This is a genomic window from Pseudomonas sp. Tun-23181 (assembly GCF_057415455.1).
In genome coordinates, this window is record NZ_CM171630.1 from 2,034,531 (window position 1) to 2,051,907 (window position 17,377).

Consider the following 17,377-nt stretch of genomic DNA (forward strand, 5'->3'; position numbering starts at 1 on the left):
GTCTCCTTCCTGCCCGCTGCCCACCCCTAAAAGATTTTAAAAGAGGAACTAGGTAAAAATAACATCAGGCATACCAATCATGGCCATTTGCCACATTCCAAGGCTTTCCTTATATATCTCCAGAAAGCCCTCCAGTGACAAGGCAAAAAGCAAAAACTCTCACAAAACCTCTAAATTTTCGCCGATTTTTATAGATTTTTCGTAAAAAATTATGAAAACATAACCCTCCACACCCCCACGCTCGCGAGCAGGGGCAGAGTCATCTACCAAGACAGCCCGACGTCAGCGCAGACGCAAAATGCCATCAGCCAGAGTCCATTTCTGGCTTCTTATAACTACCTCACTACCATAACTACCATAAGGAAACTATATGCTTGACATAAATTTGACACATCGATAAAATTGTCGATTTGACGCTATCGGAACACCCTTATTTTTTGTTTTATGCTGAAAGCATTTTTGATTTAGAGCAATTTAACTCATGGAAGATAAGTTAATATCGAAGCTTGCAACCATTTCCGAGGATGCCGTTTTAGTCTCCCCAGTAAAGCTTTACGGTGCCGTCACAGTTAACGCGAAGGCTCAAATCGGAAAATATACTTATATTGGGCGCGACGGCTACATAGGCCGAGGTGTAACCATTGGCAATTACTGCTCAATTGCGCGCAATGCGGAAATAAGCCCAATCAATCATCCAACCCATTATTTGAGTTGTCATCCCTTTCAGTACAATACCAATCACTTTACTGAGCTTGAGGACTATTTAGTTCATCAGCGCGTAAAAGGGCCAATCTCAAATCCCGCGGTAATTGGTCATGATGTATGGATTGGAGCAGGTGCAATGATCTGCCAAGGTGTGACGGTTGGCACAGGAGCCGTAGTTGCCGGAGGAGCTGTCGTCACCAAAGATGTGCCACCATATGCCATCGTCGGTGGAGTTCCTGCTCAAATCATTCGCTATCGGTTTGATGAGGCGACTATCGATAGACTTTTGGCTAGTAAGTGGTGGGACCTTGAGCCCAAAGACATGCTTGATGTCAATTTTGAAGATGTTCATGAAGCGCTGGATAAAATCAGTGCTATTAAACTGCATATCAATCTTCGAAACCGCAGCGCTCTTGCACGCACGCTAACTAATAATGCTAGTGGTACCGCATCTGGTATTGTGTGGTTCACGACTCCAACAGCCTATGCCGACCTAGATGCTCTCGATCGATTTACATCGATCGAGATCGTTGCACATGAAGCAGGGCCGGACGACACCTCAGAATTGCTATCTCCCGGTACCTACCCGATTGAGAGCGCATCGTATGATGTCAAGCGCGGCAGGTACCGCCTCACATTTCTAGTAGAAGATAAACCCTACAAAGGAAAAATTTTCAAGAAAAAGTTCAAGTTCAAGCTTGGTACAGCCAGCCCTCAGCCAAACTAGTAAGCAAACCGACGAGTCATCAAACAGAGCGTCCCCAATGGGGACGTTCGATGCAGTCGAGTAGTTAGCTTGATAGGTGCTTGTGCTGCACATGGATTTATCCAAAGCTGGGAGCGGTGCCCATTCCCAACCGGGGATAAAGACTGAAGCTATTGGACAAGGTACTTGTCAGTTTCAGCTCGATAGCAAGGCCATGTGTAGGCCCATGTAACGCAACCGCAAATACGATAGGGATAGTTATGAGAACAGTAATCACCTTCGGCACTTTCGATGTGCTTCACATCGGTCACGTTAGGATCCTGCAGCGCGCCCGTGCTCAAGGTGACAGACTGATTGTCGGCGTTTCTTCTGACGCGTTGAATTTCTCAAAAAAACAACGCAACCCGGTTTATCCAGAAGCCGAGCGTCGCGATATTATCGCTTCCCTAGCCTGCGTAGATGAAGTATTCATCGAGGAGTCACTAGAACTTAAAGCTCAATATATCAAAGAGTTCGGTGCTCACGTTTTGGTCATGGGCAATGACTGGGAGGGCCGTTTTGACGAATATAAGTCTCTGTGCGAAGTTATTTATCTGCCTCGCACCGATGGTATTTCCACAACTCAATTGATAGCTGAGATCAAGAAGTATGGGTAACCTTCCCCGAATTGGGTTCGTGGGATGGAACCCTTTTCAGTTCCTTCATATTCAAAAGCTGGCAAGCACCTTCCCTGGGGCTTGCTTCGTTATTGAAAAGCGCAAAGACTTTATCTCTGAATTCAGCGATGATGTTCTGAAAAATCCAAAGACACCAATCATGGTGTGGGATCGCGCCAAAATGGCATCGCTTGACGGCGTCTTTGACATTATTGTCTGTCAAACTCCGTTTTCTCGTATTGAAGCTATTGAGAAATCAAAGATTGCGATGATTCAGTACGGATATGCGAAGGAGCCACACAACTACGGCCCATGGCGTGCCTTCGCAGATGTTTGCTTGACCTATGGGCCCTACGCGTCTGAACGAATCGATTACTTTAGCCCTACCACCTCCGTTGGTAATCCTCGATACGACGATTGGCATATTGATAGCTTTCATCAGTCTGCCAAGTTGAAGCATGCTGGCAAATTAAACCCCAGTCGAAAAACTGTTCTCTACCTACCGACATGGGGCGAACTATCTAGCGTAGATAAATACGTTGATGCCATTTATGATTTGGCTGAAAATTTTAACGTTTTGATGAAGATGCATCACAATACAGAGCTTCTTGAAAGTGAACGAAAGAGCAAAATGGACATGGGTGCCATTTGCCACTTCGGGGCAAATGATGACCTTCTAGAACTTCTTTCGATTTCCGACATTGTAATCTCGGATTACAGCGGCGCCATTTTTGACGCAATCTACTGCAAAAAACCCATAGTGTTGCTTGACGCCGATCTTGCTGAGCAGATGGGCGGAAAAAAGATCGATGAGTATAGTCTAGAATATTCCCGCCGCGAGGACCTGGGACTCACAGTCAAGTCACCTGAGGCGCTAAGGGCTGGTGTCGAAGAGATTGCGAAAAGTCCAGAAAAATACATTGAACAGTATGGAGCCCTTCGCGATACTTTGTTTACCGACACCAAAAACTCTTTAGGTTTGGCACATGATGCACTGATTAGATTATGGAAAGGTGAGTTCACGCCTAGCCAGCCTCAATCCTATGTACGCAAGGAACTAAAGGAATATTATAAAACCAAGCGACAATTGGCTATTGCCAAGAAAAATCAGAGCGAACAAAAATAATGCAATCTATCCAGCGACACCTCATTGTAAAAGCAATATTCCTGCTTTCCAAATTTGGCGCGCATCGTGCAAGTCTTGCTTGTACCGATAGGCTGTTGCGTTTGAATGTATCGCTAGGCCAATTAAGACAAGCCGTTCTTACAGCTATCACTCAAAACGATTATGATGCAGCGCTTCGCTTTTCGACCTATGCCATTGAAAGATACCCGTCTAATTCATTCGGTTATTTGGAAAAAGCTAAAATCTTAGCTGCACGCGGAGCAACTGAAGACGCTATAGAGACGCTTGAACAGGCCCCATCCTGCGGCCCGGTTCTTGACGCTATGTTGCAATATCGTATCGCCCCCCCAATTTCCAAGCCCAAAAAATCCAATACTATAAAGCCCAGGCCGCGGGTACCAACTGACGACTTGGAAAGTTCATTGCTCATGGCTGGCAATGACGCCTCTTGGCTTAATATAATTGCTGAACAAGCACACCAAGCAATAAAAAACAACCCAGAAAATATTACAAACTACAATATCCTCGCGCGCACTTACAGCCAGCTCAATCAACACGAAAAACTGATCGAAGCAATTAACTCCTTTCCCGAAAGCGTGTCCTCAAAACTTAACTATCGCCTGATGCTTGCGAGCGCTTATAACTCGAACCGTAATCAGTTGGCGGCTTTTGGCGTTTTGATTGCCGCACAAATTGAACATCCGTCGGAGCGTAAACTGCTAATGCGGATCAGTGATATGTTGCGGGATGATACTCAGGTAGCACGTGCGTATTCGTATTTGTGTGCCGCGCAAGCAGTATACCCTGCTTATGGCTCAGTAAGGCGTCTTTCCTTCGAAATTGACCATGCGCTATTTGATAATGCGCGTGATACGCTCTTGGGCATCCTAGAGTTCCCACGAGAAGTACTGATGAAGTTTATGCCGATGATAAATCGCGCAACTCCATTCTTTCCTGACTTGCGTGATGAAACACTAGCGGCACGAAACCAGGCGCGCGAGCTTATTGCTGCAGAAAAAGGCAGAAAAGGCATGAATCCGACCGAGCAGGTAAAGGTCGCCATAAAGTGCCGCTGGCTATTTGAGGCGCAGCAAATAATCAATCGGAACAAGTCGGGAAACGAACCTGTTTCCAGCGAAAACCAGGCGTGGCTAAATACTGTCCTTTATAATCTAGGGCATGCCCGCCCCTTGGTAGAGGCAGCGAGCGCTAATGAAACCTCTCCGCACTTGTATGGATTGAAAAACGGTTCAATCGTAGATATAGAAATCGAGAACATCGATCTTTCTAAAGTTGTAGAGGTCTTTATTCCGACTGTGTTCTTTGCTGCACCTACCGAGGAAAAGCCAAGCTACGCTACAGTCCGTGAATTCCTGTCTAACGTCTACAGCTATCTGATGGGGCGAAGTGACTTAATATTGGTTCCAAGGCATCAGTGGAATTGGAGGAATTGTGATCCACGAATTCCCGGAGCAAAGGTCGTCAGTTATCACACTAACGCTCCGCTGAACAGTAATCACCTGCATATTCAAGAAGTTCCATTGGCAGGCCGTTGTAGCATGGACCACCAGGGTTTTGCTGGCTACTCATCTCTAGCAACGATTCACGCACCAATTGAACTATTTAGTCTTGATTGCTCAGAGCAAGCGTTAGCAGATAATGAGCGAGAACTGCGCGAAACCTACGTGCACAACAACGTATCTAAGTACTCGCAAACTCTCGAACGAGTTACATTCGAGGACGATTACGTGTTTGTAGCGATGCAAATCCCCACAGATACCGTAGCAGCGCTCGCTAGTATCACCGGAGTCGAACTTGTCCGCACCGTTGCCGAACACTATTTCGGAAGCTCGACAAAAGTTCGAGTTAAACGCCACCCATACTGTAACAGCATGGAAGTTCAAAGAACGCTTGAATCGCTCTCTAGCAGCAACGCGATTGAATTGTCCGACGCCTCAGTTCATGACCTGATCGGAGGCGCAAAAGCTGTGTTCACGGTTAACTCCGGTGTTGGCCTGGAAGCTTTGCTACATGGTCGCCCAGTTGTTATTACGGGTGACTGCGACTACTCTTATGCTGTTTCAGCTTACCCACGTACTATTGGCGAGCTAAAAACCTGCCTTAGTGGTGACCTAAATTTCGATCGTCAGCGCACACGAAAACTTCTACACTACTACGTTAACAAATATTCTATTCCTGCAAGTGATACTGCGGGAATTCACGACTGGCTCGCCGATTGGCTAAACTAATAAACCGACATATATCGTACAACAAACAATCCACCAAGACAATCATATATACTCGGCTTAAATATTAACCCGAGTATATATTCAAAATCTTATAATTTTGCTGGGTATCCAGATGATCAAAATCACCCCCACTATCGAATGCTCCAACACTGCTCCTTTTGTCCTATTCGGCGGCATTAACGTTCTAGAGTCTCTGGATCTAGCTCTGACCGCTTGTGCAGAATACGTTCGTGCCACCGAGAAGCTGGGCATCCCGTATGTGTTCAAAGCAAGCTTCGATAAGGCCAACCGTTCTTCCATTCACTCCTACCGTGGCCCAGGCATGGAAGAAGGCCTGCGCATCTTCGAGAAAGTGAAGGCTGAATTCGGCGTTCCAGTGATCACCGATGTCCATGAGATCTACCAGGCCGCACCGGTTGCCGAGGTGGTAGACGTGCTGCAGCTGCCTGCGTTCTTGGCACGCCAGACTGATCTGGTCATGGCTCTGGCCAAAACCGGCAAACCAGTAAACATCAAGAAACCGCAGTTCCTGAGCCCATCGCAAGTACAGAATATCGTGCACAAGTTCAAGGAGGCCGGTAACGATCAACTGATTCTCTGCGACCGTGGCACCTGCCTGGGTTATGACAACCTGGTGGTAGACATGCTCGGCTTCGGAGTGATGAAGCGTACCTGCGAAGACCTGCCAATCATCTTCGACGTGACCCACGCCCTGCAGCAGCGCGACCCTTCGGGCGCAGCATCCGGCGGCCGTCGAGAGCAAGTAGTGGAACTGGCCCGTGCCGGTATGGGTGTTGGCCTGGCAGGCCTGTTCCTAGAAGCACACCCGAACCCGGATCAAGCCAAATGCGACGGCCCAAGCGCCCTGCCACTGGACCAACTGGAACCCTTCCTGGCGCAAATCAAGGCCCTGGATGATTTGGTCAAATCGTTCCCAGTGTTGAACATCCGCTAAAAGCTATGCCTCTTTAAGACGCAAGGATTGTAAACATGGCAAGCCCAGAACAACGGGTCGCGATTGTCATTCCGGCCCGCTATGGCTCAACTCGTCTACCCGGCAAACCACTAGCCGACATTGCCGGGAAGCCCATGGTGCAGCACGTCTACGAGCGCGCCCTACAGGTCGGTAATGTCCAAGTAGTGGTCATTGCTACCGATGATGAGCGCGTTGCGCAAGCGGTACGAGAGTTTGGTGGCGAATGCGTCATGACCTCGCCAGATCACCCATCTGGTACCGACCGCTTGGCGGAGGTCATGACCCAGGTTGATGCAGATATCTACATCAACCTACAAGGTGATGAGCCGCTGGTGCGGCCGGCCGACATCGAAGCGCTCGCCAGCGGTATGCTGGACGATCCGAGCGTAAAGGTTGGTACCTTGTGCCATCCGATCGATACGCACGAAGCCAGCAACCCCAACACCGTGAAAGTGGTACTTGCCAATAACGGCAATGCATTGTATTTCAGCCGCTCGCCTATCCCCTACCCACGTGACGGCGAAGTCACCAACTATCTCAAGCACGTCGGTGTGTATGGCTACCGTCGCGAAGTGCTGGCCGATTACAGCAGCCTACCGCAACCCATGCTGGAGCATGCAGAGAAGCTTGAGCAATTGAGGCTGATGGCTGCAGGTTATTGTATTCGCGCCTACCTGGTAGAACCTACTGGCCCAGGCGTCGATACTCCGGAATGCCTAGAGCATGTTCGTGCGCTGATGAGCGGCCAACCTCCTGCTCCAAAACCGTCGCTCAATGACATCCGCCTGGTAATTACCGATGTGGATGGCGTACTTACCGATGGCGGTATTTATTACGATGCCACCGGTGAATGCATCAAGCGCTTCCACGTACGCGATGGCATGGGTATGCGTCTGCTGGAAGAAAGCGGTGTTCGCGTAGCGGTACTTTCGGGTCGTGACTCGGCGACCTTGCGCAAGCGCGTTGCAGACCTGGGCATTACCCTCTGTCAATTCGGTGTGAAGGACAAGCAGGCCGCCTGCAACCAGTTGATGGCCGAAGCAGGTGTCCGCGCTGCACAAACGGCATGCATAGGCGATGACTCCATCGATCTGCCGGCATTCACAGCTTGCGCCCTATCGTTTGCTGTGGCGGATGCACCTACGTATGTCAAGGCAGCGGCCACCCATACGCTGAATGCTAAAGGGGGTACTGGCGCATTCCGCGAAGTGGCAGATGCCATTCTGTTTGCGCAGGGCAAAGATGCCGTATTAGGCACAGCAGCTGGCTATGCGCAAGTAATGGCAAAGATGACGCAGTAAGCAGTAATCACCTCTCCCTCGCACAAATTCGTATGTATGGATCTGTGCGAGGTGGAGGTATTTTTAAGCCTCATGATTTGAGCAAGCATGAATTCTAATTCTGAAAACACCACAAAATTATAAATTCACCCAACCCATTAGTCATCAACCCTATTAAAAGTGAACGTTACCGCTCCCTCAGGAATTTCCCCCGACACCCCAGAAATCTTTAAGGCGAAGAGATTTTTCTTTGCATTATACCAAGAATTCTCAACTTCAAAGACACCCGCACAAAAAAATGATTCAACAACATTAACAGTGTCAAATTCCTTTAAGATTTCTGGCTCCGCATATGACTTATCAACATCAAACCAAATTATTCCACTCTTGCTACTCACTGTATTTTTTAGCGAGGCGCGGAGAGAATCGATTATTGATTTCCTGTAACTGATTCGTCGAGATTCTATTTCCCTCAAAGCTTTTTCAATATCATTAAAATCAACACCTTCCATGTCCTCTGGGTCAAGCTCCCACCATCTTGATTCCAGCAAACGTGAAATAGTCGCTTCATCAAAGCGCAGCCTTATTTCCTTCGCAGGCACCCCTGCCACGATGGCATATGGTCTAACATCTTTTGTAACGACGGAGCTCGAACCTATTACTGCTCCATGACCAACTTTAACGCCTCCGCGTATAACAGACTTCGTACCTATCCAAACATCACTACCAATCTCTGTCATACGCCCAGCCTTTATAGGCGCTTTTACTTTTACAGTTTTATACCCAGGCTGCGAAGAGAAATGATTATTGTTGTATTGGAATGAGTGAGACGAAAGCATAGTTAATGGATGAGATTTAGCTCCGATCTCAATATTTCTAGCTATAGAGCAATAGTTCCCAATAGAACTATGCTGAACATACGTCCCCGCCCCAATATATGTATATTTTCCAACTGTAGAGCTTTTATCAATTACCACTTTGCCATATAACCGCACAGGCGCTATCAGCGTGGCCTCCTCCGAGACTCTGGACTCGGAGCTGATCATATTTTTGCTGCCTCGCCTACTATTATTCAAACTCGCCTCCGAACAGCACAATCATGAAGCCTTGCGCAATTAAAATTTAATGCTCACAACCTTAATGAGTGTTACTTGCATTAACTATAGGCAGCATCACCTCGTTGGACAGCACAAAAGTCCACATTCAGAGAGTAACGAAGTGACACTCACTAGCTCTATTAATACCACAAGACTGGGACATGTCGAAGTCCATACATAGCAGATATTTATTAGTGGTTAGTCGAATATTTCAACCACACCCACAACAACTCCTTCCTCGTTGGTAACAGCCAACGCACGAATCTTGTTATCGACCATATAGGCTTCCGCTTCCGACATTTGCGCATCTTCCTTGATGGTATGAGGGGTAGCGGTCATGAAGTGAGCAACAGTGGTATGGATCACGCCTTCGTTACTCAGTAAGGCACGGCGTAGGTCACCGTCTGTGACGATGCCGACCAGTTTGCCTTCATCCATAACAACGGTCAGACCGAGGCGGCTCTGAGTCATGACCAGCAGGCAATCATGGAAGCTGGTAGCTGGGCTCACAAACGGCGCTGGCGAATGCATGACATCACTGACACGGGTCAGCAGTTTACGACCCAGGCTGCCGCCGGGATGATAGCGAGCGAAGTCCATCGGCTTGAACTGGATCGCGTCAATCAGGGCAACCGCCAAGGCATCCCCCATGGCCATAGTGGCCAAGGTCGAAGTGGTCGGCGCCAGGTTGTTCGGGCAGACTTCGCGCTCGACAGAAATGTCCAGCCAAATATCAGCATGCTTAGCCAGGGTCGACTTGCCATTACCAGTCATCGCGATGATCTTGTTGCCGAAGGACTTCAGGCTCGGGATCAGCTTGATCAGTTCCTCAGTCTCGCCGCTGTAACTGATGAGAATCAGCACATCGATCGGCTTGAGCATGCCCAGGTCACCGTGGAAGGCTTCGGCTGGGTGCAGGAAGAAACTCGGGGTACCAGTGGAGGCGAAGGTGGCGACCATCTTCTGGCCGATCAGGCCGGATTTGCCCATGCCACAGACGACCGTGCGCCCCTTGCAGCCTAGGATGAGTTCGACGGCGCTCTGGAATTCGCCATTGATGCGCTCGGCCAGCTGGGTAACGGCTTGGGCCTGAGCGATGAGGGCTTCTTTGGCAATCGTGAGGTGATTCATATTCGTCCTTGAAGACTGCAGATAGTTGAGAAACGGCGAATGTTAAAGATTTTGCAAATATAAGCAAAGCGCGATGATGGGGATTGAAGCGAAATATGACTAGTAGGTCACGGAGGAAGCTGGAACCGCAGCTGCTGAGCAGCTGATTGGAGGCTTACGTTGCGAATGGGAAGACGGTTTGCCATACATCAGTGGTATCAGGATCAGTCTATTCGCGGGGCAAGCCCCAATGCCGGTCAGTTAAATGGAGCCTTGCAATCCTAGGCCTGCTTCACAACACCACGTGGCGGTTGGAAGCCTTAACCGATCGCCAGTGGGACAAGCTCATTCCCACAGGGTTCCCTGTCAGGCAGAAGTTATTTGCTCGCAGACTGGTGGTGCCAGGACCGACCTATTCGCGGCAGGGCAGTTCGGAGAGCTGGGTAGTCCCTCACAGGGCTCCCTGTCAGATAGAAAGCTCGGGGCCTGCCGTCAGCCGGCGGTTCTTCTCTGCTCCAGAGTGGTTGAATCAGCCCGCCGGACAGCGCAACCGACAGGTCGCGACGTTGCAAATCAATACGTTGTTGAAACTTTTCGTTGTGTGTCGCCGACGTATGACGCAGCATATTGTTACCAGAACAGTTACAAATCGGACGTACGGCGCTGCCTGATTGGATGTCATGAATGCCCCTTCTCCCTCGCCCGCGGAGCGCAAGACGCTCTACCGCTGGCAACGGGCCCCTCTCGAAAATCACCTGCGCGCACTGATGCCCCACTGGGGCGAGCTCCCGTTGGCGATCACCAGCCAGGACCTGGCGTCGAATGCGTCGTTCGTCAATTACGTGCGCCATCACCGCCTGCTCGACCCCTGCACGGGGCAGCCAGTGGAGTTGGTGGAAAAGTCGATCCGCAAGCTGGCCTTCATCAGCAGCCAGGAAGCCCGCTTCCACCGCGCCGAAGGCATGCTGGCGGGTAGCACGCACTTTCGCTACCCATCCTGCCTGGGCGTGATCGAAACACCCTTCGAGAGCCTGATCTTCACCGAGTTCGTGCGTGGCAAGCCGCCGCGCATGCAGGCGATCGCGCGTCAACTGGCCTTGGGTATCGCGGAACTGGAAAGCCGCAGCCATGAATACCTGGCAGCGCAGCCGCTAGGCAAGGCGCCACTGCTGTGGAGCATGGACTTCTTCCGGCCGTGGTTCCTGCTGCGCCCGCGCTTCAACTTCGCCCGTTGCCTGCCGGGGCTGCAACAGCTGGGGCAGGAGGATGCGCGTTTTGCCGGCCTGGCCGAGCGTTTCAGCGGCTTCGTGCCGTTGGTCCGTCACCTGGCCAGCCAGGCGCGGCGCAGCCCGCGCTGCATCAGCCACATGGACTATTTGCGCAAGAACCTGTTCATCGACAAGGGCCAGTTGCACCTGATCGACTGGAGCGAGGTGAAAATCGGGCGGGTGGGGTTCGATGGGGGGGCGTACCTGGGCAGCTTGTTCCGGCGCAAGGAAATGGCGATGTTTCTCACCGCCCAGTCGGAGTTTACCGAAGCCTACCGGGAGGCGCTGCCGGCGCATTTCGAGGGAGAGCAGGCGCTAGGCAATCTGCGCTATGTGTTCCTGCTGACCGCCCTCTTCCACTGCCTGCGCCCGGAAACCCTCGAGGAATACCAGGCTCGCGAGCGTATGCCGCTGCTGCGCGACAAGTACGAGTACCTGCTGAGCTTGCTGTAAAACTGTCATTTTGACATCATTCATTGACCGATGTCTGGTATGCCGGAATTATTCATACGATTTCCTGTCGAACAGATCCTACAATCTGTGAATTTGTATTAAGATTCCGCGCACTAAATCTTCCTCCTCTGGATCCATTGGGCCTACGCCCAAACCGTCCCATTTCGCACGGAAAGCCGCTTCACTTCTATGGATGACGCTTCGTCCCGCCCACGCCTGCTGGTCCTTTCCAAGGGGGCCCAAAGCATCACGACACTGCCCGCCCTGCTGCCCGATTACGCGCTGCATAACGGTGCCGTGCGCGACGTGCCGCAGGCGGATTGGATCATGGCCTGGGGACGCAAGCCGAGTGCACTCAAGGCCATCGCCGAGGCGCGCAAGGCCGGCAAGCCGGTGCTGACGCTCGAGGACGGCTTTCTCCGCTCGGTGGGGCTCGGTGCCGACGACCCGCCGTTGTCGCTGATCGTCGACGATGTGGGCGTGTACTACGATGCCAGCGCGCCCTCGCGCCTGGAGCAGTTGATCGCCACGCCGCTCACCGCGCAGGAAACCGAACGGGCCCTGGCCCTGCAGGCGCTGTGGCAGCGCCAGCGGGTTTCCAAGTACAACGATGCGCGCATCGAAACGCTGGAGTTGCCCGACGACTGTGTACTGGTGGCCGACCAGACTTGCGCCGATGCGTCCTTGCAGGGCGCCGGAGCCGATGACTTTCGCGCCATGCTCGAGGCGGCACTGGCGCGCTATCCACACAGCACGATCCTGCTCAAGGTGCATCCAGACGTGGTGGCAGGCCGTAAGGCTGGGCACTTCGACCTGGCAGCGCTGGCCGGCAATCCGCGGGTGCAGGTGCTGGCGCGCAATGTCCATCCGGCCGAACTGCTGCCACGCATGCGCGCGGTATTCGTGATGACCTCGCAACTCGGCTTCGATGCACTGCTGTGGGATGTGCCGGTGCACACCTGGGGCATGCCCTTCTACGCCGGCTGGGGACTGACCGACGACCGTCTGCCGGCACCGGCACGGCGCCAGCCGGTGAACCTGGCCCAACTGATCCACGCCAGCCTGGTGCGCTACCCGCGCTATGTGTGCCCGGAGCGCGGCGAGCCGTGCACGCCAGAAGCGCTGATCGAGTGGCTGGGCCTGCAGCGTCATCACCGCAGCGCTCTACCACAACAGGTGCAGATGCTCGGTTTCAGCCGCTGGAAGGAGCCGCTGGCAGACCTGTTCTTCAACGGCGCGGCCATTCGCTTCGTCAAGCCCGAGCAACCGCTGACCCGCGACCTGCCGGTAGTGACCTGGGGCTGCAAGCACGACGACGACCTGCACGACCACCCTCACGCCATCAACCGCGTCGAAGACGGCTTCCTGCGATCGGTCGGCCTGGGCGCGGGCAAGGCCCGGCCGTTGTCGTGGGTGGTCGATGACCTGGGCATCTACTACGACGCCACACGCCCTTCCCGCCTGGAGCGGATTCTCGCCACCCAGGCGTTCGACAGCGACCTGCTGGCGCGCGCCGCGGCCCTGCGCCTGGCCATCTGCCGCGCCGGGCTGACCAAGTACAACCTGCCCGGTGCCCATTGGCAGCGGCCGGCCGACGCGCACCAGGTGATCCTGGTGACGGGCCAGGTCGAGGGCGATGCATCGATTCGTTTCGGTGGCAACCGTATTCGCAGCAACCTGCAGTTGCTGCGTGCGGTGCGCGAGGCCAACCCGCAGGCCTGGGTGCTGTACAAGCCGCACCCGGAAGTCCTGGCCGGCACCCGCGCGCGCGGCGACGACGAGGCGCAGACCGTGCACTGGTGCAACGAGGTGATCGGCGATACGCCGCTGCAACAGTTGCTGGAGGTAGTCGACGAGGTACACGTGCTGACGTCGCAATCCGGCTTCGAGGCGCTGCTGCGTGGCGTACCGGTCACTACCTACGGCCAGCCGTTCTACGCCGGTTGGGGGCTTACCGAAGACCGCGACCTGGACCCCCAGGTGCAGGCCCGGCGCAGCCGCCGACTCACCCTCGACGAACTGGTGGCGGGGACGCTACTGCTCTACCCCACCTATGTCAGCCGCATCACCAACCGTTTCACCACCGCTGAACAGACCCTTTACGAACTACAACATTGGCACGCGCTACCGCAGCCAGGAGCACCCTCCCGATGGCAGGACTTGATACGACGCTTGAGCAGTTTGTTGGGCATGAAGCGCCCAGCGAACTGAATGCGAAGGCGCCGCGCGGTCCGCTGCTGCGCCTTCCGTGCAACAACTTCTTGTTCCTGCAGGGTGTGAGCTCGCCGTTCTTCCGTCAGTTGGCCAAGGCGCTGCGCGATATCGGGCAGCATGTGCACAGCATCCGCTTCAACGTCGGCGACGTGCTCTACGGCGCCGGTGGATCGGTGCGCACCTGCATGCAGCGCCAGGAAGAACTGCACGCCTATTACGCCCAGGTGTTCCACGAACTGGATATCACCGACCTGGTGTTGTTCGGCGATTGCCGGCCGGTGCACCAACCAGCGGTGAGCCTGGCACGGACGCTGGGCATTCGCGTGCATGTGTTCGAGGAGGGCTATTTCCGCCCCTACTGGGTCACCCTGGAGCGCGATGGGGTCAACAACAACTCGCGCCTGCCGCGCGACCCGGACTGGTACCGCCAGGTCGGCAAGCACATCCCGCGCTACCAGAACGGCAACGCCTTCAAGCTGTCGTTCACCGCCCGCGCCACCCACGATGTGCTGTACCACACCGGCGGTGCGCTCAACGCGCTGTGCTTCCCCAGGTACCGCACCCATGCGCCTTTCAACGCGGCGGTGGAATACGCGGGGTTCGTCCGTCAGGGCCTGCGCCTGCTGCGCGCGCGGGTGCATGACGATGCGCTGGTGGCGGAAGTGGCCCGTGAGCGACACCCGACCTTCCTGCTGCCGCTGCAGCTGGACAGCGATGCGCAGATCCGCGACCACTCGCCATTCCAGAACATGACCGAGGTGATCGACCACGTGATCAACTCGTTCTCGCTCAATGCCCCGTTCGATGCACGGCTGCTGATCAAGAACCATCCCCTGACCCCGGGCCTGGTCAACTACCGCAAGGTCACCGAGCGCCTGGCACGCGAATACGATGTGGCCGAACGGGTCGACTTCCTCGAAAGCGGGCACATGCCCACGCTGCTATCGCACATTGCCGGGCTGATCACGGTCAACAGCACTGCCGGTGCCTCGGCGTTGCTGCACCACCGCCCGACGTGCGTGCTGGCCGACCCGATCTACGCCATGCCGGGGCTCACCCACCAGGGCCATCTGGACGACTTCTGGCAGAACCCCGAGGCGCCCGACAACACCCTGTTCCATCGCTTTCGCAACACGGTCATCCACACCACCCAGGTCAATGGCGGTTTCTACACCCGCTGCGGCATCGAGATGGCTGTGGCCAACTGCCTGGAAGTCCTGATGGCCAGAACGTCGAGAATCGAAAACTACCTATGAACCACACCGCTTCGCCTCGCTGCATCCTCATCACCGGCGCTACCGGCGGCATCGGTGGCGCGCTGGCGCCGGCCTATGCCGCACCGGGCGTGACCCTGATCCTGCAAGGCCGCCGCCAGGACCGGCTGGATGAAATGGCCGAGCAATGCCGTGCCCTCGGTGCCCGCGTGCTGCTCGAAGCCATCGACGTGCGCGACCTCGATGCCCTGCGCGCCATGGTGCGGCGCGTCAGCGAACAGGAGCAGCCAGACCTGGTGCTGGTCGGTGCCGGCCTCAACACGGCAGTCGGCAGCAATGGCGAGGCCGAGCACTGGGACGACAGCCGTGCGCTGCTGGAGGTCAACGTGCTGGCGGCCCTGGCTACGGTGGAGGCGGCACTGCCCACCATGCGCAGCCGCGGCCATGGGCAAATTGCGCTGTTCAGCTCCTTGGCTGGCTGGCGCGGCCTGCCGGTGACGCCCACCTACAGCGCCAGCAAGGCGGCGATCCGCGTGTATGGCGAAGCGATCCGCGATTGGCTGGCGCCGGAGGGGATCAAGGTGAACGTCATCGTGCCGGGCTACGTGGAGTCGAAGATGTGCTTCGAGATGCCTGGGCCCAAGCCCTTCCTGTGGACCGCCGAGAAGGCCGCCCGGCGCATCAAGCGCGGGTTGGCGGCGAACCAGGCGCGCATCAGTTTCCCCTTCCCGCTCAACCTGGGTACCTGGCTGCTGGGGCTGATCCCGCAGTGGCTTTCTTCGATGATCCTGCGTGGGCTGAAGTACAGTGATTGACGTTTCTCTCCTGCCGGTCGCGCTGATCGGCCTGTCGTTGACCGTGCTGGTGGAGCGCCTGCTGGTGCCCCGACCTGCCCTGCGTCGCCCGGCCAGTTGCTGGATGCTGCATGCGGGGCTGTGGTGCGTGGGGTTGGGGCTGCTGTACGGGCTCACCGCGCGGCCCCTGTTCAGCGGCGTGAACCTGCTGCTGCTGTGGTTGCTGATCGTGCTGGTGAGCAACGCCAAGTACCACTCGTTGCGCGAGCCCTTCGTGTGCGCCGACTTCGAGTACTTCAGCGACGCGGTGCACTTTCCGCGCCTGTACCTGCCGTTCTTCGGCTTCGGCAAGGCGGCGCTGCTGGCGCTGGGGTTCCTGGTGTACCTGTGGGCGGGCTTGAGCTTCGAGACGCCGGGCGCGCGGCTGGAGGCGCTGGTTCCACTGGCGCTGGGGCTGGGGTTGTTGCGGCTGGGCAGCCGGCGGGTGACGCCGAGCTTCGACGCCGAGCAGGATGTACGGACGTGGGGGTTGGCAGCCAGCCTGTGGCGGTATTTCTGGGCGGCGCGGGTGCCGGTGGATCGGGCGGGGCTGGGGTCGCCGTTTGCCTGCACGGCAGCGCAGACCGCCACAGGCCCCCTCCCCGACCTGGTCTCGATCCAGAGCGAGTCGTTCTTCGACGTCCGCGACCTGTGGCCCGGCGTGCGCCGGGAAGTCCTCGGCGAATTCGACCGCCTGGGCCGCGAGTCCCTGGCACGGGGCAAGCTGCAGGTGGCGGCCTGGGGGGCCAACACCGTGCGTACCGAGTTCGCCTACCTCACCGGCATCCCTGCCGGGCGCCTTGGCGTGCACCGTTTCAACCCCTACCGCGTGCTGGCTCGCCAGGGCCTGCCGAGCATCGCCTCGGCACTCAAAGCGCAAGGCTATCGCACGGTCTGCATCCACCCCTACGACGGCAGTTTCTATGGCCGCGACAAGGTGCTGCCGGCCTTGGGCTTCGACGCCTTCATCGATGTGCGCGCCTTCGACGCCTCGCACAAGGCCGGGCCATTCATTGGCGACTGCGCGGTGGCGCAGAAGATCCGCGAACTGCTGCAGGCGCCAGGCCGCGAGCAGCCGCTGTTCATCCATGCCGTGACCATGGAGAACCACGGCCCGCTGCACCTGGAGACCGTGGCCGACAGCGAGCTGCCAGCCTGGTTCGAGCGCCCCCTGCAACCGGGCATGAGCGACCTGGCGCCTTACCTGCGGCACATCGGCAACGCCGATCGCATGCTCGGCATGCTCCGCGACACGCTGATGGCCCAGCCGAACGAGGCGCTGCTGTGCTTCTTCGGTGACCATGTGCCGATCTTGCCGCAAGTCTACCAGGCGATCGGCGCACCGGCGGGCGATACCGACTACCTGATCTGGTCGAATCGCCGCCAGCCTGGCTGCGCACCCGCGCCGATCCGGGTCGAGGCGCTGTCGGGTGCGCTGCTCGGGCACGCCCGTGCGCCCAAGGTCAAGCCTGTTTCGGGCGTGGCCTGAC

At 55.6% G+C, this 17,377-nt stretch carries 12 protein-coding genes and 1 pseudogene; 11 read left to right on the forward strand and 2 right to left on the reverse strand.

The features are described 5' to 3' along the window. Positions 1–802: 802 nt before the first annotated feature. The 6 genes and pseudogenes from ACDI39_RS09905 to kdsB form a co-directional block, all read left to right on the forward strand. Positions 803–1,009 (forward strand): annotated as a pseudogene (locus tag ACDI39_RS09905) (DapH/DapD/GlmU-related protein); the annotation flags it as partial. A gap of 662 nt (positions 1,010–1,671) precedes the next feature. Beyond that, positions 1,672–2,067 carry an FAD synthase family protein gene (locus ACDI39_RS09910; RefSeq protein WP_368816690.1) on the forward strand — a complete coding sequence of 132 codons (396 nt, stop codon included), beginning with the start codon at positions 1,672–1,674 and terminating at the stop codon, positions 2,065–2,067. Beyond that, positions 2,060–3,193: a CDP-glycerol glycerophosphotransferase family protein gene (locus tag ACDI39_RS09915; protein WP_486538524.1), complete on the forward strand. Its 1,134-nt coding sequence runs from the start codon at positions 2,060–2,062 to the stop codon at positions 3,191–3,193. Before ACDI39_RS09910 ends, ACDI39_RS09915 begins: the two co-directional genes overlap by 8 nt. Then, positions 3,193–5,442: a capsular polysaccharide export protein, LipB/KpsS family gene (locus ACDI39_RS09920; RefSeq protein WP_368816688.1), complete on the forward strand. Its 2,250-nt coding sequence runs from the start codon at positions 3,193–3,195 to the stop codon at positions 5,440–5,442. Before ACDI39_RS09915 ends, ACDI39_RS09920 begins: the two co-directional genes overlap by 1 nt. A gap of 112 nt (positions 5,443–5,554) precedes the next feature. Beyond that, complete coding sequence (gene kdsA / locus ACDI39_RS09925) at positions 5,555–6,397, forward strand: 3-deoxy-8-phosphooctulonate synthase (protein ID WP_486538527.1); 843 nt, start codon at positions 5,555–5,557, stop codon at positions 6,395–6,397. Between the two features lie 35 nt (positions 6,398–6,432). Beyond that, complete coding sequence (gene kdsB, locus ACDI39_RS09930; RefSeq protein ID WP_368816686.1) at positions 6,433–7,719, forward strand: 3-deoxy-manno-octulosonate cytidylyltransferase; 1,287 nt, start codon at positions 6,433–6,435, stop codon at positions 7,717–7,719. 137 nt (positions 7,720–7,856) lie between these two features. On the opposite strand, the gene ACDI39_RS09935 is transcribed toward kdsB, so the two are convergent. Both ACDI39_RS09935 and ACDI39_RS09940 read right to left on the reverse strand, forming a co-directional pair. Beyond that, entirely contained in the window at positions 7,857–8,744 is an 888-nt protein-coding gene (locus tag ACDI39_RS09935; protein ID WP_486538529.1) for a CatB-related O-acetyltransferase, read from the reverse strand. 249 nt (positions 8,745–8,993) lie between these two features. Beyond that, on the reverse strand, positions 8,994–9,926 hold the full coding sequence (locus ACDI39_RS09940) for a KpsF/GutQ family sugar-phosphate isomerase (protein ID WP_368816684.1): 933 nt from the start codon (positions 9,924–9,926) through the stop codon (positions 8,994–8,996). Positions 9,927–10,585: 659 nt separating this feature from the next. On the opposite strand from ACDI39_RS09940, the gene ACDI39_RS09945 reads away from it, so the two are divergent. From ACDI39_RS09945 to ACDI39_RS09965, 5 genes are all read left to right on the forward strand, one after another. Next, positions 10,586–11,626, forward strand: coding sequence for a phosphotransferase (locus ACDI39_RS09945; protein ID WP_486538531.1), 1,041 nt, complete (start codon positions 10,586–10,588; stop codon positions 11,624–11,626). A 189-nt stretch (positions 11,627–11,815) separates the two neighbouring features. Further along, the gene (locus ACDI39_RS09950; RefSeq protein ID WP_225788190.1) at positions 11,816–13,837 is read left to right on the forward strand and encodes a capsular polysaccharide biosynthesis protein; all 2,022 of its coding nucleotides are present in this window, start codon (positions 11,816–11,818) and stop codon (positions 13,835–13,837) included. After that, positions 13,777–15,096 (forward strand): capsule biosynthesis protein, encoded by a 1,320-nt coding sequence (locus ACDI39_RS09955; RefSeq protein ID WP_486538533.1) that lies wholly within the window; start codon positions 13,777–13,779, stop codon positions 15,094–15,096. The genes ACDI39_RS09950 and ACDI39_RS09955 overlap by 61 nt, the downstream gene beginning before the upstream one ends. Continuing rightward, positions 15,093–15,869 carry an SDR family NAD(P)-dependent oxidoreductase gene (locus ACDI39_RS09960; protein ID WP_225788192.1) on the forward strand — a complete coding sequence of 259 codons (777 nt, stop codon included), beginning with the start codon at positions 15,093–15,095 and terminating at the stop codon, positions 15,867–15,869. Before ACDI39_RS09955 ends, ACDI39_RS09960 begins: the two co-directional genes overlap by 4 nt. Then, positions 15,862–17,376 (forward strand): LTA synthase family protein, encoded by a 1,515-nt coding sequence (locus ACDI39_RS09965; protein ID WP_486538535.1) that lies wholly within the window; start codon positions 15,862–15,864, stop codon positions 17,374–17,376. The genes ACDI39_RS09960 and ACDI39_RS09965 overlap by 8 nt, the downstream gene beginning before the upstream one ends. Position 17,377 lies beyond the last annotated feature (1 nt).